Origin of the sequence: Synechococcus sp. W55.1, from assembly GCF_047461655.1 — a bacterium.
Classification (GTDB): domain Bacteria; phylum Cyanobacteriota; class Cyanobacteriia; order Thermostichales; family Thermostichaceae; genus Thermostichus.
Map to the genome: position 1 here is coordinate 19,015 of NZ_JANSHN010000022.1, position 20,036 is coordinate 39,050.

Annotated in this window: 14 protein-coding genes and 1 tRNA gene; 8 read left to right on the forward strand and 7 right to left on the reverse strand. The window is 57.3% G+C overall.

The features are described 5' to 3' along the window. Positions 1-16: 16 nt before the first annotated feature. Positions 17-1,027, reverse strand: coding sequence for a two-component system response regulator (locus NW816_RS10955; RefSeq protein ID WP_414409176.1), 1,011 nt, complete (start codon positions 1,025-1,027; stop codon positions 17-19). A 663-nt stretch (positions 1,028-1,690) separates the two neighbouring features. Between NW816_RS10955 and glgP the strand changes: the two genes are divergently transcribed. After that, the gene (gene glgP / locus NW816_RS10960; RefSeq protein WP_414409177.1) at positions 1,691-4,291 is read left to right on the forward strand and encodes an alpha-glucan family phosphorylase; all 2,601 of its coding nucleotides are present in this window, start codon (positions 1,691-1,693) and stop codon (positions 4,289-4,291) included. A gap of 115 nt (positions 4,292-4,406) precedes the next feature. Beyond that, complete coding sequence (locus NW816_RS10965) at positions 4,407-5,453, forward strand: tetratricopeptide repeat protein (protein ID WP_414409178.1); 1,047 nt, start codon at positions 4,407-4,409, stop codon at positions 5,451-5,453. Between the two features lie 19 nt (positions 5,454-5,472). Here NW816_RS10965 and NW816_RS10970 read toward each other — a convergent pair whose 3' ends face one another. Further along, positions 5,473-6,267 (reverse strand): response regulator transcription factor, encoded by a 795-nt coding sequence (locus NW816_RS10970; RefSeq protein ID WP_414409179.1) that lies wholly within the window; start codon positions 6,265-6,267, stop codon positions 5,473-5,475. A 251-nt stretch (positions 6,268-6,518) separates the two neighbouring features. Here NW816_RS10970 and fni point away from each other — a divergent pair, with 251 nt between their 5' ends. Further along, entirely contained in the window at positions 6,519-7,580 is a 1,062-nt protein-coding gene (gene fni / locus NW816_RS10975; RefSeq protein WP_414409197.1) for a type 2 isopentenyl-diphosphate Delta-isomerase, read from the forward strand. Between the two features lie 284 nt (positions 7,581-7,864). On the opposite strand, the gene NW816_RS10980 is transcribed toward fni, so the two are convergent. From NW816_RS10980 to NW816_RS10995, 4 genes are all read right to left on the reverse strand, one after another. Further along, complete coding sequence (locus tag NW816_RS10980; RefSeq protein WP_414409180.1) at positions 7,865-9,463, reverse strand: DUF6930 domain-containing protein; 1,599 nt, start codon at positions 9,461-9,463, stop codon at positions 7,865-7,867. Positions 9,464-9,652: 189 nt separating this feature from the next. Beyond that, positions 9,653-9,725, reverse strand: a tRNA-Thr gene (locus tag NW816_RS10985). An 83-nt stretch (positions 9,726-9,808) separates the two neighbouring features. After that, entirely contained in the window at positions 9,809-10,504 is a 696-nt protein-coding gene (locus tag NW816_RS10990; protein ID WP_414351270.1) for a TPM domain-containing protein, read from the reverse strand. 260 nt (positions 10,505-10,764) lie between these two features. Continuing rightward, a complete protein-coding gene (locus tag NW816_RS10995) occupies positions 10,765-11,868 on the reverse strand; it encodes an FAD-binding oxidoreductase (protein ID WP_414409181.1) in 1,104 nt (367 codons plus the stop codon). A 536-nt stretch (positions 11,869-12,404) separates the two neighbouring features. On the opposite strand from NW816_RS10995, the gene NW816_RS11000 reads away from it, so the two are divergent. The 3 genes from NW816_RS11000 (at position 12,405) to NW816_RS11010 (ending at position 15,887) form a co-directional block, all read left to right on the forward strand. Continuing rightward, on the forward strand, positions 12,405-13,373 hold the full coding sequence (locus NW816_RS11000; RefSeq protein WP_414409182.1) for a cytochrome c oxidase subunit II: 969 nt from the start codon (positions 12,405-12,407) through the stop codon (positions 13,371-13,373). A gap of 77 nt (positions 13,374-13,450) precedes the next feature. Continuing rightward, positions 13,451-15,157 (forward strand): cytochrome c oxidase subunit I, encoded by a 1,707-nt coding sequence (ctaD, locus tag NW816_RS11005; RefSeq protein WP_414409183.1) that lies wholly within the window; start codon positions 13,451-13,453, stop codon positions 15,155-15,157. A gap of 118 nt (positions 15,158-15,275) precedes the next feature. After that, positions 15,276-15,887: a heme-copper oxidase subunit III gene (locus tag NW816_RS11010; protein WP_011434242.1), complete on the forward strand. Its 612-nt coding sequence runs from the start codon at positions 15,276-15,278 to the stop codon at positions 15,885-15,887. A gap of 64 nt (positions 15,888-15,951) precedes the next feature. Here NW816_RS11010 and holA read toward each other — a convergent pair whose 3' ends face one another. Beyond that, positions 15,952-17,019, reverse strand: a complete 1,068-nt coding sequence (holA, locus tag NW816_RS11015; protein WP_414409184.1) for a DNA polymerase III subunit delta — start codon at positions 17,017-17,019, stop codon at positions 15,952-15,954. A 964-nt stretch (positions 17,020-17,983) separates the two neighbouring features. On the opposite strand from holA, the gene NW816_RS11020 reads away from it, so the two are divergent. Beyond that, a complete protein-coding gene (locus NW816_RS11020; RefSeq protein ID WP_414409185.1) occupies positions 17,984-19,399 on the forward strand; it encodes an IctB family putative bicarbonate transporter in 1,416 nt (471 codons plus the stop codon). A gap of 150 nt (positions 19,400-19,549) precedes the next feature. Continuing rightward, positions 19,550-19,888 carry a P-II family nitrogen regulator gene (locus NW816_RS11025; protein ID WP_011430352.1) on the forward strand — a complete coding sequence of 113 codons (339 nt, stop codon included), beginning with the start codon at positions 19,550-19,552 and terminating at the stop codon, positions 19,886-19,888. Positions 19,889-20,036: the final 148 nt, after the last annotated feature.

Genomic DNA, 20,036 nt, shown 5'->3' on the forward strand with positions numbered 1-20,036 from the left:
GCAAGCCCTATCTAGCCTACTCCAAATCTGGCGCCTGCGATCGCAGAAACTCAAAGAAATACTCCACCAACTGGGGATCCCGCCACCCTCTGGCTGTTTCTTCCCGCAAAATGTCTATAGCCTCTTGAGCAGTGAAAGCTCGCTTGTAAGGTCGCTCCGAGGTGAGGGCGTCGTAGATGTCGATGATCTGGAAGATACGGGCCACCAGAGGGATCTCTTCCCCCTTGAGGCCGTCGGGATAACCGCTGCCATCCCAACGCTCGTGGTGGTGACGGATGAGGGGCAACACCTCTTTCATGGTGCGTAGTGGGCGGCAGATTTGCTCCCCGATCAAGACATGGGATTTCATCACCTCCCACTCTTCCGGGGTATGTTTGCCTGTTTTACCCAAGATGGCATCGGGTATGCCCACTTTGCCGATGTCGTGCAGGTAACCTCCCCACATCAGCACCTTGATCAGGGGACGGGGCAGATGTAAAAACTCGCCGAAGCTCTTGGCCATTTGTACCAAGCGCTCACAGTGATCCCCGGTGGTGGGATCCCGGCTTTCCACACTGCGGGCAATGGCGAACAAAACCTGGGCAGCATGATCCAAGTCTTCATTGAGGTGCTTTTGGCGAACGAGGGAACGCACCCGCGCCAACAATTCCGACTCGTCAAAGGGCTTGCTCAAGAAATCATCTGCCCCAGCTTCAATACCGCGCACGCGATTTTTGCGATCGCTGGCCGCTGTAATCAGCACCACCGGGATCAAACGCGTCTCGTCATTGGCTTTGATGCGCCGACAGACCTCGAACCCATCCAACCCCGGCATCATCACATCCAGCAAGATCAGATCCGGCTGGAAGGTTTTCAACATCTGCAGGGCTTGATTGCCGTTTTCGGCCTCGCTGACCCGGTAGCCAATGCTCTCCAGCAGATCCCCCAGCAGCAGGCGGCTGTTGGGCTGATCATCCACGACCAAAAGGTGACCAGCCTCAGCCTGATCCGCAAAAGGTGTGACAGGGATCCCAGCCGTTACGGGCATCTTGGGCATCTCGAGTTTGGCAAGTTGGGCGCAGGAGGAGCCGGTCACCGCACAATTCCAGTTGCAACACTTCTACAGTAATCCCATCAGAGAAAAAAGAGCATCAGGCTTTACACTGAGCTGCTCTAAGAAAGGGAAGGGGTTTTTCCCACCAATCCAGAACTTTGTGAGCACTTGTACAGAGCCTAGATATCCTGGAAGCCTCTTTCTGTTTAGTCTGATACAGATGCTTCGGAGAGTGGATGCCCCACCCAACTCCCCAGGCTCCCACGTCAGCGCACTTGGCCATTTCCACTGGCCGGTTAAGTACCGTTTTTAACCATCGGCTATTTGCTCACCTCTGCCCTGCTCAGTTCTCCTCCGGAATACACCTCGCAGGACTGTTCTCATTGTGGCTACCGGGTGAAGAAGACGCTGTCCACTCTCCCCAAAGAACTCCGTCCCGCTGACGCGAACGAAAGAGGGAACGCCTGGGGAGGTGAGCACCGCTGCCGTGGAGGCGAGACCTGATATGGTAAGTGCTGTCGCAGAACCAGGAACCAGAATCCCCTGCCTAAAGGCAGGGGAGTATGTCAAAAATCAGCACTCAAGCTAAAAAGCCACGCCCTCCGGCTGAGGCCAAGGTAGCCTGACAGTGGAACCAACCCTTTTCCCGGATTCTCTATGAAGCCGCTACGGACGTTCAAGGTCACTCCCTACTTGCCTGCTCCGCTGGAAAGTCTGCGCTTGCTGGCTTACAACCTGCATTTTAGTTGGAACGTGGAAACCCGCAGCCTATTCCGTCGCATGGATCCGGATCTGTGGGATGCCTGCAGCCACAACCCGGTGGCTTTTCTAGGTCGGATTCGGCAGGAACGGCTGGATGAGTTGGCGGAGGATCCCGGCTTTTTGGCCCAGTTGGAACGGGCCAGCCAACAACTGCAGAGCTACCTGCAGGAGGACACTTGGTATCGCAAGTATCGTTCGGCCCAAGCGGTGGAAGGGGAGTGCTACGCCTATTTTTCGGCAGAGTTTGGTTTGGCGGATTGTCTACCCCTCTACTCAGGCGGCTTGGGGGTTTTGGCCGGGGATCACCTCAAGGCGGCCAGCGATCTGGGCTTGCCCTTGGTGGGCGTGGGCTTGCTCTACCAAAAGGGCTATTTTCGCCAGTACCTCAACCCCGACGGTTGGCAGCAGGAACGCTACCCAATCAATGAATTTTTTAACATGCCCCTGGAGCTGCAAAAGGATGCGGAGGGTCAAGAAATTCGGATTGAGGTGGATTATCCCAACCGCAAGGTGTTCGCCCGCATCTGGAAGGTGATGGTGGGGAGGGTGCCCCTGTATCTTCTGGACACCAACATCGAGCCCAACAGCCAGTACGACCAAGACATCACCGATGAGCTGTACGGCGGCGACCAAGATCTGCGCATCCACCAGGAGATCATGCTGGGGATCGGCGGCGTGCGGGCTTTGCGCGCCCTTGGGATCCATCCCACCGTCTACCACATGAACGAAGGGCACTCGGCCTTTTTGGCGGTGGAGCGGATTCGCCTGTTGATGGTCGAGCAGGGGCTGAGCTTTGAAGAGGCTTGGCAAGTGGCCAAGTCCAGCCAGATGTTTACCACCCACACGCCGGTACCTGCCGGGATTGACTTGTTCCCGCCCGACAAAATCGATTACTACCTCGGCTTCTACTACAGCCAGATGGGCCTGAGCCGGGAGCGCTTTTTGGCTTTGGGACGGGAAAATACTGGCGACTTCCAATCTCCCTTCAGCATGGCGGTGCTGGCCATCAACATGGCCTCTTTTGTCAACGGTGTGAGCAAGCTGCATGGGGCGGTTTCCCGCAAGATGTTCAGCCGGCTGTGGCCTGGGATCCCGCTGGAAGAAGTGCCGATTACCTCCATCACCAACGGGGTACATGTCCGCACCTGGGTGGGGGAAGAGAACCAAGCCCTCTACGACCGCTACCTGGGGCCGGATTGGGCAGAGGCTCCCCCTTCGGATCCCCTCTGGCAGAAGGTGGATCGGATCCCGGATGGGGAACTGTGGCGGGCCCACGAGCGCAGCCGCTCCCGCCTGATTAACTTTACCCGCGAGCGCTTGATGGAACAGCTCCAGAAACGGGCTGCCTCGGCGGCTGAGATCCAACGGGCCTCAGAGGCCCTCAACCCCGAGGTGCTCACCATTGGGTTTGCCCGCCGCTTTGCCACCTACAAGCGGGCCACCCTTTTGTTCCACAACCTGGAACGGCTCAAGGCTTTGCTCAACCATCCTCAGTACCCGGTGCAGTTTATCTTTGCCGGCAAGGCCCACCCCCGCGACATACCCGGTAAAGAGTTGATCCGCCAAATTGTGCAGGTGTCGCGGCAGCCGGAGTTTCGCCAGCACTTGGTTTTCATTGAGGACTACGACATGTATGTCACCAGTTTGATGGTGGCCGGAGTGGATGTGTGGCTGAACAACCCCTTGCGCCCCCGTGAAGCCAGCGGCACCAGCGGCATGAAGGCAGCGGCCAACGGCGGACAGAACCTCAGTATTTTGGACGGCTGGTGGGACGAGGCTGACTATTACCAGACCGGCTGGCCCATTGGCCGCGGTGAGGAGTATGAGGATCGCGCCTATCAAGATGAGGTGGAGTCGAATGCCCTCTACGACCTGCTGGAACAAGAGGTTGCCCCTCTCTTCTACCAGCGCGGCAGCGATGGCCTACCCCATCAGTGGATCCAGCGCATGAAGCAGGCGATTCGCCTCAATTGCCCCCAGTTCAGCACGCAGCGCATGGTGTTGGAGTACGTCCAGCGAGCCTACATTCCTCTCAGCAACTACTTCGACCGCATGCGCCGTGACCACTTCGAGTCGGCCCGCCAGTTCGTTCGTTGGCAGAGCCACTTGCAGGAGCACTGGTACAACATCCAAGTTCTCAACGTCCAAATTGAAACCCCGAAGAAAGCTCCCGCTGCTGGCCTTGCCTTGGCACAAGATGACCAGGTGGTGATGGCCAGGGATCCCCTCACCGTGACGGTGGAAGTGCGGCTGGGATCCCTGCGACCTCAGGATGTGATCGTGCAAGCTTACCAGGGGCCGGTCAATGATGAGGGCCAGATTCAGAAGGGACAGGCGACCCCCCTGCGCTATGTGGAGACGGTGGAGGATCGGGCCATCTTCTCCGGCCAGATTTGCTATGAGGCCAGCGGCTTGCAAGGGTTGGCCATCCGCCTGCTCCCCTTCCACCCCGACATGCACGATCCCTACGAGCTGCGGTTGATGCTTTGGGCCTAATGGGGATCCGGAGCACGCTCGCGTGAGCGGGCCAGGAGGGAGGGCAACCCAATCGGGCAGAATCGAAGAGAAATTGAAAAAACGGGATGCGTTGGTGACAGCGGTGCGGAGCAGTATGTTCAGAGCCCACGACTCTGCCGGCTTGCGCGTTTTGATTGCAGTTGCCCTGTTGCTGGGGAGCATGGCGAGTTGGCGGCAGGATCGCCTTTTGGCAGTGATGGGTCTGGCAGGTGCAGCGGCCATTTCTGCCTTCACCCGTCCTGCCATCTTGGCCTACAACCGTGGTCGAGAACGGTGGCTGAACCGGGATTTGCCGGGGGCTATTGAACAGCTCAGCTTGGCTCTGCAGCGGGATCCCTGCCTGGCCAACGCCTACATTTTGCGGGGAGAAGCCTACTTTGCCCTCGGCCAAGTTCCCCAAGCCTTGGAGGATTTCGGCCAGGCGACCCGGTTGGCCCCACGCCGTCCAGAACCCTATTTTTACCGCGGGCTGATTCGTCAGTCTCTCGGGGACCTCCAAGGAGCAACGGCGGAGTTTGCTGAACTGGTGCGCCTACACCCCAACGTCCCCCACCACCTCAGCTTGGCCAACCTGCTCGTGCAACGGGGATCCCTGCCTTTGGCCCTAGCCCACCTGGATGAAGCCATCCGCCTGGATCCCACCTCAGCACTTGCCTATTCCCAGCGAGCCCGTTTGCACAGCTACCTGGGCGAATGGGAGGCGGCTTTGGCCGATTGGTCGCAGGCTATTGACTGGGATCCCAGCCCGGCCCATTACTACCAGCGGGGGGTGACCTACGCCTGTGGTGATTACTTTGACGAGGCCATTGCCGACCTCAGCCGCAGCTTAGAAAGAGAACCCCAGCAGCCCAACGTTCTCTACATCAGGGGCAACCTTCTCTATGCGCTGGGGGAGATCAAAGCTGCTTTGGACGACTACGAGCGGGCCTTTCGCCTGGAAGCGGATATGAACCGGATTGACCTCTCCGACGAGTATGGCTTGTACGGACGAGGGCTGGCCTACTGGAATATGGGAGATAAAGCAACAGCTTTTTCGGATTTGCAGGCAGCTTTGCAGGTCAGCCGCCGACATCACAACCTGGCCTTGGAGCAGCGGGTACGCCGGTCTCTGCTGCAACTTAGCAATCCCGATTCTGCCTAGCGGAATTGACGTTAACTAGCTATTCCTTAGTAGGTGCTTTGCCTGACGCTGCGACTCCACGACGCTGCCGCTGAGGCCCAGATCCTGAATCGCCTGCAGCCACTGAAACGGTTTTCTGTTCCTGAGGCAGCGGGGGGTTGAGACCGAAGCAGTAGCCGACATTGCGCACTGTGTGGATCAAGCTGGGCTGGCGCGGATCCCGTTCCAGCTTTTTGCGCAACGAGAGGATGTGGGTATCGACGGTGCGAGGGTTATCGGTGGAATCCGGCCACGCTCGCTCCAGCAGCTCTAGACGAGAGACGGGATCCCCATCCGCCTGCACCAGCACCATCAGCAGGCTAAACTCCTGAGGCGTGAGGTCGATCCCTTCCCCGGCCAGGGCAACGCGCCGTTGCACCAGGTCAATTTTGAGATCCCCATACTGCAGAAAGGTGGGAGGAATATGCCGCTGTCGTCGCCGAGCCAAGGCTAGAAGGTGGGCATCCAGCAGTTGCATACTGAAGGGCTTGGTGAGGTAATCGTCCGCTCCTGCCTCCAGGCCGGCGATGATATCCGCCTCGGATCCCCGGTGGGAGAGTAGCAGAATTAACAGATCACATTGGCGATGGGCCCACTGGCACAGTTGCAGCCCGCCGCGGTTGGACAGCTCCGCATCCAAAATCAGCAGGTGAATGGGCTGCTGTTGCAGCAGGGTCTTTGCCTGGCGAAGGGTCTCTGCTGCCCAAACTTGGTGTCCGGCCTGTTGCAAATGCCAACACAGCAAGCTGCGCAGATGAGGGTTGCCTTCTGCCAGCAAGATGTGCAAGGGTTGCATGGCTGTCCGGTTGGGATCCCGCCCACATCATAGTGCTCCGCACCGCTGACGCGACAGTGCTCCGCACCGCTGACGCGACAGTGCTATGCCTCCGGCACCCTACCGGGAACCGCACTGCTGTCCCAGTAGATAGCGAGTCACCTTGGACTCCGTCCCGCTAGCGCGAACGGGCAATGCTGTTCGCTTTTGGCAGCGCGCGGCGTTATAGACTGACAATCTCTACCAAGACCAAGGTGCTCCGCACTGCTGACATGATGGCCGATTCTCTCCCCCCCATTTCCGAGCGCAAACAGGATCACCTGGACATTGTTCTGCAGCAGGATGTGGCTGCCAAAGGGATCCGCACCGGGTTTGAGCGGTTTTTCTTTGAGCATGTGGCGCTGCCGGAGCTGCTGTTGCCGGAGATCGACCTAAGCTGCGAATTCTTGGGAAAACGCCTACAGGCACCCCTGCTCATCAGCAGCATGACGGGGGGAACAGAGGCTGCCCATGAGCTAAACCGACAACTGGCCGCCGCTGCCCAACAGTTGGGTATTGCCATGGGGGTGGGATCCCAGCGGGCAGCTTTGGAACATCCAGAGCTGGCCCGGACTTACCAGGTGCGCCGAGTGGCCCCGAATATTCTGCTGCTGGCCAACCTGGGTGCCGTTCAGCTCAACTACGGCTATGGGTTGGAGCAGGCGCGACGGGCGGTGGAGATGATCGAGGCGGATGCGCTGATTCTGCACCTCAATCCTCTCCAGGAGGCGGTTCAGCCCCAAGGGGATCCCGACTGGCGTGGATTGTATGGCCGCATCGAACAGTTGGTGGCGCAGTTGCCGGTGCCCGTGGTGGTGAAGGAAGTGGGCAATGGCCTCAGTGCTAAGGTAGCCCAGCGGCTGGCCGAATGCGGTGTGGCGGCCCTAGATGTGGCGGGAGCGGGCGGCACCAGTTGGAGCGAGGTGGAGGCCCATCGCCAACCAGATGCTCTCAAGAAACGCATTGCCCACAGCTTCAGGGACTGGGGGATCCCAACGGCTTTGTCCCTGCTGGAAATTCGTCGCCTGCTGCCGGACTTACCCCTGGTGGCCAGCGGCGGCATCCGCAATGGCATCGACGCGGCCAAAGCTATCCGTCTGGGAGCCGATGTGGTGGGTATGGCCGCCCCCGCTTTACACGCCGTCTCCCAAGGACAGATGCAGGCAGTGGTGGACACCTTTCGCGCCGTGATCGAGGAGCTGCGCATTGTTGCCTTTTGCACTGGATCGGCCAACTTGGCTCGGCTGCGACAAGCTACCCTGCGGCGGCAGGATACTTGGGATCCCTTGCCCTAAACTCCAAGCACTTGCCACAAACTGAGGGTCAATACCAGAGCCCCCAGATGATAGGGCCACTGTATGCTTTGTCGAGATGCTTTGTCGAGATGCTTTGTCGAGATGCTTTGTCGAGCTATTTTGCCGGTCAGCACCCAGGAGAGAACCAGAGCCAAGATAGCGTGGATCCCTGGAAAAACCGAATCACCGCCCGGTAAACCTGCCAGAGATAGAAAGAAGGGATCCCGGCTGGGAGAAAGTTGCTCAGGTTACCAGCAGCACCTAACCTGCCTCCATCTGGACGGTCAAGGCAAGTGCAATTGTCGGCTAATCCGCACCATCGGCCCCAGTCCCAGTCCCGTTGGGTTCAAAGCCTGCATCTCAAACAGGGCCAGAATGTGGCGCACTTGCAGCTCTGGGCGCGTAGAATTCACCCCCATCGCCACCACCAAGCCGCAATAGCCACCCGTATCCCGGCAACGCCGCTCCCAGCGCTTGCGAGCCATGGAGTGAACGGGATCATCTTCGGGAAACTCTCCAAACAGGTGCAGATCGCGATTGCCCGTTTGCACAATTTCCAAGTCGTAGCGATCGCCATCGAAGGGATCCACCCCTGTGTTGAAACAAACGCCCTGGGGCCCGCCTTCCCCACGCAAATTCTCGATGAGCTGCTTTGCTTTTGATCGAGAGGTGCGCACAATCACCACCGGCAGCCCTTCTCCATTTTTCACCAGCTTGCTTTGGGGGAGGGGATGCCATTGCCCCGTGCGCCGCAGCATTTCCACCGTTGTCCACGGCAAGACCCCCAGACCTATCTGCGCCCCTTCCGGCACCAAATCATCCCGCAGCAGGGTTTGGGCAGGTTCTTCCTCCTCCCCTTCCAGCTCCAGCAGCTCTTCAGCCACGTCCGGCAGAGTGCGCACCTGCACCGAAAGGGTTGCTCCCTTCTCTTGGGGGTTGGGAATGCGGTACCGACCTTGATAGGAGCGAAAGTCATCTTCCAGCTTGCGGTGGTACTGCTTGAAGAAGCGATGCAAGGCTTCCAGGGCCACCGATAAGACCGCTGCCTCGTCCTCCTGCAAAGTCACGCGCAAGCCTTCCAGGGGGTGAATGGTGCCAAAGTTCGGCTCAACTTCCTCAGGATCCAAATCTGCCAAGTCCAGATCCGGCAGTTCGTTAAGTTCAGGATTGCGAGCTTGGAATGTGAGATAGAGACAATCTTGTCTGAGGAAGGCTTCCTCCATCTCTTCGGGAGTATCCGGCTGGCCCGCATCCTGGCGAAACTGTTTGAGGGAGGGCAGCGAGCGATAGAAAAGTACCCCATACTCCATGCCCAACCGCCCCATCACCGAGACATAAAGGGTTTGGATATCCCAGTGATTTAGGTCGATCGCCAGGATTTGGTGATCCTCTAGGTAATCCCAGGGAGCATCTCGCCAGAGGGTAAGGGCTTTGCCGGCCAGCAACTCAACATAGTGTTCCGGCAGAGGGGGAGGGATCCGTTCGTTGGCCTCTTCAAAGCTCTGAAGGATCTCATCGATTAGAGGCAATTCCGGCTGGCATTCCACCTTAATGTCCAGCTGGTGCAGAATGCCGCGCAAGAAAAATTGCACCTCTCGATCCCGCACGATGATCTTCTGGGGGCGAGCAGGTGAGGCAGCATGGGGCCGCTCCATGGCCACAATCAAGGTTCGCACCATCGGCTCAAAGCCAGAATCGGCGGGCACCACTTCCATGGCCCGTACCACGCCCTGAACACCATCTACCCAAAGAATGCACTCCCCTTCCGTTTGGGATCCCACGGGTGGCGATCCTGAGAGCTTGTGACGATCCCCTTCCCACACGGAGGGCACCTGGGGCAGCTTTTGCAATCGACGAACCGTAGCGGCTGGGAGACCGGACATAGACATCCAAGGAGAATCAGGAGAACAACCCAATCGGCTGAGTAGGTATGCCAAACTGAGCAGGGATCGGCCTTGGCCTCCTGTCAACAAGACCCAGGGATCCCGCTAATGCCAATCTAACCACCAGTGTAGAAGCTGAGTTCGGCTTCAGCGAGAGGAGACAGCAGAGCCAAGTTCCATGGCACCAGAAGCTGATGGTCAGATTCGAACTGACGACCGCTCGATTACAAGTCGAGTGCTCTACCAACTGAGCTACACCAGCAATTTCTGCTCACCGATTCTAGCATTTGTCCCCTGCGAACTGGGGCTCGCAGGGAAGGACGCCCAGCCGACTTCACGAGTCAGCTACTGCTGATCCACTGCCGGGCGAGCAATGGGAGCTAGGTAGATCACCAAAGCCCCTGCCAGAAACCCCAAGACGTTGCGCAAGACCGGGATCCAATCCTGAGTACGTGTGACCACCGGGCCGATACCGAAAGCCCCGAACAAAATGAACCACAGGGGAGAAATGAGCAAGGCCCAACGCCAGTTAAACAGCTCCTCCGCATGGCGGGGCTTGCCGGCAAACCCAAGGACAATCCCCCCCAAAATCGAGGTCACCAGCGTCAGGATCCACTGCTCTTGAGGCAGGCCGGGCACCACACGGCAGCCCCCCTGATGAAAGCAGCGATCCAAGACATCAACGGTCTCTAAGATGGCGCGGTGGGTGCCGTGCTCCCGCACATAGAATTGGTTGCCAAAGCGAGATTGCAGCTCAATCCAAAAGGTACGTGGCAAGATCTCGCGCACAGCATCCCCCACATTAAACGCCAGTAAGTTGCCCCCCCTGGGATCCGCCACCATCAGAACGCTGCGCTCATTCAAGCCCCAGTATTCCTTCACCTGACGACCCGGTGTTTGGTCGAACTGAGTCAGCACCCGCAGCTTCCAGCCGGTGTCTTGCTCTAACTTGTTCAGATGCTGGGCCAGTTGAGCTTCCTGATTGCTGGTCAACTGATCCGCTAAGTCCAAGACCGGCACAGGCGGCTGGGGCAACTCCATCGGCACCACCGGCAGGGCAGGTTGCGCCCAGGTCAGGGATCCCCCGCCCACCGCAATCAACAGCCCAAGGCAAAAGCCCACCCCAACGCGGAGTATCCGCTGCCACTCGATGCTCATGCTGATCCCTCTCCTAGCTTTGACGCTGAGATACTGAGAAATGATGTTAAGAAATGTTTCAATTTCTTATAGATCTATCATGCACCGGAACAAGACGTTTGGCCAGAGGGATCCCGGGGAAGGAGCGGTGACAGGGGCAGTGCCTATATCAAGCTGGGGCTGAAGGTGCCGGCAGGGTCAAATTGCTGCTTCAGCTTGCGCATTAGGCTGGCAACCGGGCCAAAGTCATGGGCAAGAGCCCTCTTCAGAGCTGGCGGAGCCTCCAGAAGCAGGAGAAATCCGCCTGCGGACTTGAGGTAGCGTTGCAGTTGCATTAGGGATCCCACTTCTGGCTGAACCAGCCAAGCCCGTCCTAGCCCACAGCCTCGGTGCAGTTGCACCTGAGCTCCAGGAAACAGGGTTTGAAACTGCTCCAGTGTTGCCAAGCTCTGACTGGGCAGGCACCCGAACTTGGCCAGCACTGCTCCTGAGCCGGGTTGAGGCAGGGACAGAGAGCCGGGATTCACTTCCTGCAAAGTCAGCCCTGCAGGGGCCAGCCGCCGCGTTTGGGCCATCTGTTGGGCGATTGCTCGCTCCGATCCATGAAAGCTGAGCCAAACCTGGGATCCCTCTGCCCTCAGCCAGAGATCCACCCCCACAGGGTTAACGGGGCCGGTCAGCACCTGCCGACACAAAACCTCCAGCTCCGGCAGGGATCCTGTAGCCAGCAAAGCAGACTGAGCTGCCGGCAAGGGGTAAAGCCGCAGGCTCACCTGGGTCAAAATTCCCAAGCTGCCCAGGGATCCAGTGAACAGCTTCATCAGGTCATAGCCGGCAACATTCTTAACAACCCGCCCGCCCGCTTTGGCCACTTCCCCATCTGCCCGCACCCAGGCTATGCCCAGCAGCAAGTCGCGGATCCCGCCGTAACGCCAGCGCAGAGAACCCGTATCGGCAGTGGCGATAATGCCCCCCAGGGTAGCCCGCTCCGGATAGAGGGGATCCACCGGCCACCATTGCCCCCGCTCGGCCAAGATGTGTTGCAGTTCCGCCAAAGTCATGCCAGCTTCCACCGTGACGGTGAGATCAGCAGCCGCATGGTCGATGAGCCGGCGTAAGCCGCGCGTGCTGAGAACCAAATCCACCGGCTCCACAGAGTGGGCCCAGCCCCACTTGCTCCCCTGCCCCAGCGGCAGCACTTTCCGCCCTTGGCACTCCTTTAAGATTCCGGCCAATTCCGAGACCGTTGATGGAGTCTGGATCGGCAAGGGATCCCCTGGATCAGATAGCAAGGTCGCCAGTGAATGGGGAGAAGACATTGGGGAAAGCGAAGCAGAGATTAAACAGAAGCAGAGATTAAAGAGAGAAAACCTGTCCAAACCAGCCCAATTGCGGGGTTATCCCACCCTACCTCAGTCTACAGCCAGCAAAAATCTCAGCTTGGAGAGATGACCCTCAACCAGAGCCAGCCTTCAATGTGGTACCGCCCTTACACAGGTCTGCCGAAAATCTCGGAACCAAAGCTCCGCCTCGTCACTGCTCACCCTGAAAGATCCTGAAGAGATCCATAAGCCTGCAGGGTTTCTCTCTCCCGCAGACTACTATCTGATACTAGTGGAGAAGCCGTGCGCAGCGAAGCAGACTCTACAATCGGAAAACTTTGTAAACTCCGTAAACAATGCAAACAAAAATAAAAAACGGCAACAGTAAAAAACGACGGATTAAGTTGAGCAAGGTAGTTTGCAGACGCTGTGAGCAGATTATCTGCTAGGATGGACGCTCTTTGTATTGGGGAAAAGTAGTCTTGAGTGCGCTGAGCAACATCATCTTGGTGGCTATGGGGATCCTCCTGACCCTTGCCAGCCTTTGGTACGGGCAAAACCACCATCTGCTTCCCGAATCTGCTGCCGAATCAGCCCCCTTGTTCGACAGCCTCTTTAACAGCACCATAACCATTGCCACAGGGATCTTTTTGGTGGTACAGGGAGTGCTTCTCTACTGTATTGTCCGCTACCGCAAGCGACGGAGTGACCAAGGCGACGGGGATCCCAGCCACGGCAATGTGCTGCTGGAGATCGTGTGGACGGCGGTGCCGGCGGTGATCATTCTTTGGTTAGGCTTGGCCAGCTTGGATGTTTACCAGGCCATCTACGGGGGTGCTGATGTCGGCGGGCACATCCACGCAGCCATGGCGATGGAGTCTTCCCACGAAGCTGAGGCGGGGGATCCCGGCTACGCTTATACCCCTGTAGTGCTACCCGGGAAGGAAATGGGCCAGCCGGATCTGGTCGTCCAAGTGCAGGGCATGCAATATGCTTGGATGTTCACCTACCCGGATTCCGGCCTGGTGGCCAGCGAGCTGCACCTTCCTCTAAACAAGCGGGTGCGCTTGGATATGACGGCTCTGGATGTGAACCATGCCTTCTGGGTGCCGCAGTTTCGCCTCAAGCAGGATGTGATCCCGGGCCGAGAGACCCACCTGGAGTTTGTGCCCACTCAACTGGGGCAGTACCCCATCATCTGCGCAGAGCTGTGCGGCCCCTATCATGGGGTGATGGCAGGGCAATTGTTTGTGGATACGCCGGAAGTTTTTGAGCAGTGGCAGAAAGAGCAGGTTCTGGCTGCTCGCCCTGAGGACAAAGCTGTGGCCTTAGCTTCCGAATCCCAGCCATCCTCGGCATTCGCCAAGGCTTACCAACAGCGCCTGGGCATTTCTCCTTCCGAGCTAACTTCTCTCCGGCTCCACTCCGGATCCCTTCCTTCCGCAGGCTAGCCGGGATCCCTGACGCCCCTTTGGCCTGCGCTTGTGGGAACAACATTCTGCCAACGCGATATAGGAGCTTTTGTGCAATGACCCAGCTGCAAGACAGCCCAAGACTTGTTGCTGCACCGAAGGTTGAACTTGAACTTCCTGCTGAGCCTTGGTGGCGCTTCTTTACCTTCTCCACCGATCACAAGGTCATCGGGATCCAGTACTTGGTGACCACCTTTTTCTTCTACTTGGTGGGAGGGGTGCTGGCGACGGCAGTACGGGCAGAGCTGGCTACTCCAGAGGCCGACTTTCTCGGCTTTGAGCGGTACAACGGTGCCTTTACCCTGCACGCCACGATCATGATCTTTTTGTGGATCGTGCCTGCTTTGGTGGGGGGCTTTGGCAACTACCTGGTACCGCTGATGATCGGGGCGCGGGATATGGCCTTCCCCAAGCTGAATGCGGTGGCCTTTTGGCTGGTTCCGCCCACAGGGATCCTGCTTTTGGCCAGCCTGTTCATAGAGGCTCCGGCTGCCGGCTGGACTTCCTACCCCCCCCTCAGCTTGATCAGCGGCAAGGTGGGGGAAGAACTCTGGATCCTGAGCATTTTGTTGGCAGGAACCTCTTCCATCCTGGCGGCGGTTAACTTCATCACCACCATTCTGAAGATGCGCATGCCCGGCATGAAGATGGAAGACATGCCCCTGTTTTGTTGGGCCATGCTGGCAGCCTCTGTTCTCACCCTCATTGCAACACCGGTTTTGGCCGGTGCATTGATTTTGCTTAGCTTTGACCTCTTGGCAGGCACGGCCTTTTTTAACCCCAGCGGCGGCGGGGATCCGGTGGTGTACCAGCACATGTTCTGGTTCTACTCCCACCCGGCGGTTTACATCATGATCTTGCCGGTCTTTGGCATGATCTCCGAGATTTTGCCGGTGCATGCCCGCAAGCCCATCTTTGCTTACAAAGCCATTGCCTATTCCAGCTTGGCCATCTGCTTTTTGGGGTTGATCGTCTGGGCGCACCACATGTTCACCAGCGGCACCCCTGACTGGATGCGGGTGTTCTTCATGATCGCCACTATGGCTATTGCTGTCCCGACGGGGATCAAGGTGTTTAGCTGGCTGGCCACTTTGTGGGGCGGCAAGATCCACTTCCGGTCGGCCATGCTGTTTGGCATGGGCTTTGTCTCGATGTTTGTGATCGGCGGCTTGAGCGGGATTATCCTCGCCTCGGTGCCTCTGGATATCCACGTTCACGACACCTACTTTGTGGTGGCCCACCTACACTACGTGTTGTTTGGCGGCAGCGTCTTTGGGATCTATGCCGGCATCTACCACTGGTTCCCCAAGATGACCGGGCGGCTGCTGAACGAGTTTTGGGGGCGGGTGCACTTTGTGTTGACCTTTGTCGGCTTTAACATGTGCTTCTTGCCGATGCACAAGCTGGGCCTGATGGGGATGCCCCGCCGGGTGGCCCAGTACGATCCCCAATTTGCCGACCTCAACTGGATCAGCTCGGTGGGGGCCTTTGTTCTGGCCATTTCCACCCTGCCCTTTTTGGTTAACGCCATCTACTCCTGGGTGGCCGGGCCAAAAGCTGGGGATAATCCTTGGCAGGCCCTGACACTGGAGTGGACAACTTCTTCTCCCCCGCCCCATCACAACTTTTATGGGGATCCCATTTTGCTGACCGGCCCCTATGACTACGGCTTGCACAGCAAGGAGACGCTGGACTACTTTGCTGCTCAGTTGCAGAGCGTGCGGGAGCTGGCACTGGCGGAAGCGGAGCCTACTTCTTCTTAGCAGGCCGGATGCCCGGTGGGCGGCTGATCCCCTGCTCACTGGGTATTCCAGTCTTGGCTGGGCTGCTTGTACAGCCTCAAGAAGTCTCAGGAATTCAGGAATTTAGGTGGAAAGGAATATGCAAGGATCCCTTGCCTCTGAAACGCTGATGGTTGGCCACTCAAGGGCCCACACTGCCCATGCTGAGCACCCAGATCATCGCGTCTTTGGCATCTTGATGTTTTTGGTGGCAGAAGGCTGTCTTTTCCTAGGGCTGTTCATGGCCTACCTGGCCTATAGCCTCACCGCCCCGGTGTGGCCGCCGGAGGGAACCCCAGAGCGGGAATTGCTTTTGCCTGGGATCAACACGGTGATCTTGCTCTCCAGCAGCTTCGTCATTCACAAAGCTGGGTCGGCCATCAAGGCCGATGATGTCAGGGGTCTGCGGCTGTGGTTTGCCCTCACAGCGCTGATGGGGGCGGTTTTCCTGGCAGGGCAACTCTATGAGTACAGCAACCTGGAGTTTGGCCTCACCACCAATTTGTTTGCCAGCACCTTCTATGTTTTAACGGGGTTTCATGGTCTCCACGTGATGGCAGGGTTGCTGTTTATTCTGGCAGTGCTCTGGCGCTCCTTTAAACCCGGCCACTACAGCGCCCAACATCATTTTGGCGTCGAAGCTGCCGAGATCTACTGGCACTTTGTGGATGGGGTTTGGATCGTGTTGTTTATCTTGCTCTATTTGCTCTGAGGTTGTCTCGAAGCCATTTTGGCAGCAACCCGTAGAGCCATTTCAGCTCTGCCCCATGGTTACCTCAAGTGGCAGTGGAGCGGCTCGCTGGGCCAATGGTTCCCCTCTCCCCAAGAAGAGCGGCGGCTGAGGTCTGAGAGCGGCTGCGGGAAGATGAGCCTTTCTGGAGAAAGGCCACAATCTGGATCAGCGCCTCTTGAAACACCTCTCGCTCTGGCTGACCTTGCTTGAGCTGGTATTCCAGTTGCAAAAGTTGCTGCATCACCCTTAGCAGAGCTGAGCTTTCGAGGGATCCCACCTCTTTTTGCAGAAAGTAAACCCGGTTGGGATTCCCGATTTCTGCTTTCTGGGCGATGACTTTGGGATCCCGTTCTCCCTGATCCAGCAGCAGCCGCACCCATAGCCAGGTGCGAAATTGGCCTACCAACACCGCCAGAATCCTCAGGGCCGGCTCGTTGTGATCCAGCAGATGGGTCAAGATGCGTAGGGCTTGTTCCAGATTCCCTTTGCGCAGGGATCCCGCCAATTGAAAGCTGTTGTAGGCGCTGGCGGGAACTAACGCCTCGACTTGTTCAGGAGAAATGGGATCCTGTTGACCTGCCGTAAACAGGGCCAGCTTTTCCAATTCCATCGCCAAGCGACGGGAGTCATTGCCCACCGCCTCGGCCAATTTCTGGGCGGCTGCCGGGCTGAGGGCCAGATCCCGTTGTTCAGCTTCCCGCTGCACCTGCTGGAGAATGCCCTCCTCATCCCAAGGGGCCAGTTGCGAAAACTCGCGGACAATGGCCGTTTTTTTGAGGATTTTGGTGGATTTCAGGCGCCCATCCGGTTTGCTGCTGGTGGTCAAGAGCAGATGGGTGGTAGGGGGTAACTGGGCCAAGGTTCGCTCCACTTCTTCCCACAGATCTTCCGGGCAATGTTGGGTGAGTGTTGTCTCTTCCAGCCAAACCAAGCGGGCGTTGGATCCCAGCGGCGGGGTCATGGCTTGGTTGAGCCCGGCAATCGTGGATTCCGGCGGCAGGCGATCGTAGTTAAAAGCTGCCCAGTGGGGATCCAGCACTTGATCCCGCAACTGCTGTACCGCCTGCATCAGGCGATAGGTATCATCCCCCCAGTACAGGTAAACGGGCACGCTTCGACCGAGTGATTTACGAGATGCTTTTCCCCTACTTCCTCCATTTTGCGTAGGTCAGTTCCCCTTGTCTAAGCGGTTTGGCCGGGATCCCTGCTCAGCTTGGTGGAGGGAGCCAGTCTCGCCCCTAGCTTGACTCAAGTTATTTAAGAATAGGTCAAGCACTCCCCCTCATCTGGGGAGAACAAAGGCATCTTTACACAAACTTCATAATCCAGAAGTCTCCGCAGCTCAAAAAGTTCTGTATTCCTACTGAAGAGGTTTCGTAGACCTTCTCCTACAGTTGAATTAGGAGCAGAGACTGCAGGGTTAAAGATTATGGATGGCATTGGCGAGTTTGAGTTTAAGGTGCAAATCTTAGCCCGTTGCATGGGATCTGCCCTAGGGCTGGGCCGCCCCACTCGTGTTCAGATTCACTATTCCAACCTCAATTCCCAAAACAAAACCAAAGCGAAGGAAGGTCAATCTGAGTCAAAAAGTCTATCCTCCCTAGGCAATCAGATCTCTTCGAGTCTCAGCAATCAGGGCAAAAGAGGATCCCAAGGTCAAGCTTTAGCCTATGTTGCCTGAAGAGTCTTTCGAGAATTAATCTGTGGTAATTCAGGAGGATTTTTGACTGCGGCGATCCAACACTTACTTAGAAATTGGGACAGATCTTTCTTGTGGTTTTTCTCGTTACTCTTTCTTTGCATTCTATAGCGATTTGTTCTTAAGACCGAAAACTCAACTTTGACAATTCTTCTTTGACAATTCTTCGATGCTTTTCGTCTTGTAGAGTCTTGTGAGTTAGCCGATTCTTTATTTTTGTTAACGAGGACTTTGTCCGGCTGGCGCGATAAGAAGTTGCGCTCTTCTTCATTGTCTCTTTGCCTCTGGGGATATAGACTAAAGCTTTGTCCCGCTGGTGAAACCAGTAGGATGACTTGAGGTGTGGGGATTTGGGCCCAACACGCCCCAGAGGATTATGGAACGAGCAACGCAACTGTGGCAGGGTTTTCTGCTGCGCGACTTTCCCATCAAGGCTTGGCAGCAGGGGAGCCTTTTGGGCCGCCTGTTGGGATCCCTGCAGAGTTGGGGGAAAAGCAGCGTATTGGTGCAGACTTCCGACCGCATCGGCCTGGGGCTGGTACTGCTTTACTGGGTTTTCTCTGCGCAAAGCTCCACCGGCATCCTGGGCCTGATTTTGCTGGCTATGGCCGCTCTGGTGGGCCTGGGCACTTTGGTGGAAACGCCGATTGGGCTGCCGCTGCATCTGCCCCTGGTCCTTTTCTGGGGAATTGCCACCTTGGCGACGATTCTCTCTCCGGTTCCCTACGCAGCGCGGGATGGCTGGCTGAAGCTGACTCTTTATCTAGCCGGCTATCTGTTGTTGCATCGTCTGCTGCGCAAACCCCAATTCCGAGATGGGATTGTGGGATCCCTGCTTTTGGTCAGCTTGGTGATGGGGATCCATGGCCTGCGGCAATACTTTTATGGGGCAGCAGAACTGGCCACCTGGGTGGATCCGGAGTCGGGCTTGGCAGGTCTGACGCGGGTGTACAGCTATCTGCGCAACCCAAATCTGTACGGGGGCTACTTGATCCCGGTCATTCCCCTGGGGCTGGCCGCCACTTGGATTTGGCCCAGTTGGGGAGCGAAACTCCTGGCCGGGTTTACGACGGCGGTGAACCTGATTTGCCTGTTGCTCACCTACAGTCGCGGTGCCTGGATTGGGGGGCTGGCTATGCTGACCCTGATGGCCGTGTTGTTGGCGCAGTGGCACTCTATCGATTTGCCGGCTCGTTGGCGGCGTTGGGCCTTGCCGGTTCTGTTGAGTGGAGGGGGGGCCGCTTTGTTGCTCGGAATCCTGACGGTACGCCCTCTGCGGCTGCGGGTGCAGAGCCTTTTTTGGGGGCGGCTAGACACCAGCAACAACTTTCGGATCAACGTCTGGGCGGCGGTCTTGGACATGATCCGCGACTTTCCCATCTTGGGGATCGGCCCCGGCAATGTCGCCTTTAACCGCGTCTACCCCCTTTACCAACGAGGCAACTTCAGCGCCCTCGGAGCCTATTCGGTGCCTCTGCAGCTCACCGTGGAGACTGGCTTCATCGGATCTTTAACTTTCGCCTGGTTCCTCTTGGTGCTCTGGGATCACGGCTGGAGATGCTGGAAAACTTTGCTCAACTTGCGGGATCCCCAGGGTCTGTGGGTGGCAGCGGGCTTGGCCGCTTGCACCGGCATGATGGTCCACGGCTTGGTGGATACCATCTGGTATCGTCCCCAGGTACAAATGCTGTGGTGGCTTGCGGTAGCGCTTATTACAGCCAGCTTGGCCTCTCTCAGCCCTCAGCCGCTTACAGATGCTGGTGAGACGCCAGTGGGGACTTCCTCCCGTTAAGGTAGCTTAAGCTTGGCCTTCCGGTCTTGACGGGAGCAAATCCAGAGTGGTAAGCATCTTCAGTAGGAGATAAAAATGTATCTGTTTTTACAATTTGCAGGTGTCAGTAGTGTTAGAAATTAGCGGAATTGTCCGGGGTGCAGGAGGCAAATGAAAAAAATCGAGGCCGTAATCCGGCCATTCAAGTTGGATGAGGTCAAAATTGCTTTGGTCAATGCCGGGATTGTCGGCATGACCGTAAGTGAAGTACGGGGTTTTGGCCGGCAAAAGGGACAAACCGAGCGTTACCGGGGATCCGAGTACACGGTAGAGTTCCTACAAAAGCTGAAAGTGGAGATCGTGGTCGAAGATGACCTGGTGGATACGGTGGTGGAGAAGCTGATTGCAGCGGCTCGCACCGGCGAAATTGGGGACGGCAAGATTTTCATCAGCCCCGTCGAAAAAACCATCCGCATCCGCACTGGCGAACTCAACCAAGATGCCCTGTAAGGAGGGATCTTTGGGGTTTGGGCTACCCGTCCTGAGCCTTGTGGGGGTTTGCTGCATGTCTCTTTTGCTGTATCTCTGATGAGGTTGATGAGGTGTTCTTGCCCCACTTTCCGGGTAATGTCTTTTGAGAAGTACTGTCCCTTTAGGT

What these genes read in the sequence shown, in the direction of transcription:
- NW816_RS10955 (WP_414409176.1), bottom strand. Translation starts at nt 1,027, where the DNA reads ATGCCCGTAACGGCTGGGATCCCTGTCACACCTTTTGCGGATCAGGCT.
- glgP (WP_414409177.1), top strand. Translation starts at nt 1,691, where the DNA reads ATGAAGCCGCTACGGACGTTCAAGGTCACTCCCTACTTGCCTGCTCCG.
- NW816_RS10965 (WP_414409178.1), top strand. Translation starts at nt 4,407, where the DNA reads ATGTTCAGAGCCCACGACTCTGCCGGCTTGCGCGTTTTGATTGCAGTT.
- NW816_RS10970 (WP_414409179.1), bottom strand. Translation starts at nt 6,267, where the DNA reads ATGCAACCCTTGCACATCTTGCTGGCAGAAGGCAACCCTCATCTGCGC.
- fni (WP_414409197.1), top strand. Translation starts at nt 6,519, where the DNA reads ATGATGGCCGATTCTCTCCCCCCCATTTCCGAGCGCAAACAGGATCAC.
- NW816_RS10980 (WP_414409180.1), bottom strand. Translation starts at nt 9,463, where the DNA reads ATGTCCGGTCTCCCAGCCGCTACGGTTCGTCGATTGCAAAAGCTGCCC.
- NW816_RS10990 (WP_414351270.1), bottom strand. Translation starts at nt 10,504, where the DNA reads ATGGAGTTGCCCCAGCCGCCTGTGCCGGTCTTGGACTTAGCGGATCAG.
- ctaD (WP_414409183.1), top strand. Translation starts at nt 13,451, where the DNA reads ATGACCCAGCTGCAAGACAGCCCAAGACTTGTTGCTGCACCGAAGGTT.
- NW816_RS11010 (WP_011434242.1), top strand. Translation starts at nt 15,276, where the DNA reads ATGCAAGGATCCCTTGCCTCTGAAACGCTGATGGTTGGCCACTCAAGG.
- NW816_RS11020 (WP_414409185.1), top strand. Translation starts at nt 17,984, where the DNA reads ATGGAACGAGCAACGCAACTGTGGCAGGGTTTTCTGCTGCGCGACTTT.
- NW816_RS11025 (WP_011430352.1), top strand. Translation starts at nt 19,550, where the DNA reads ATGAAAAAAATCGAGGCCGTAATCCGGCCATTCAAGTTGGATGAGGTC.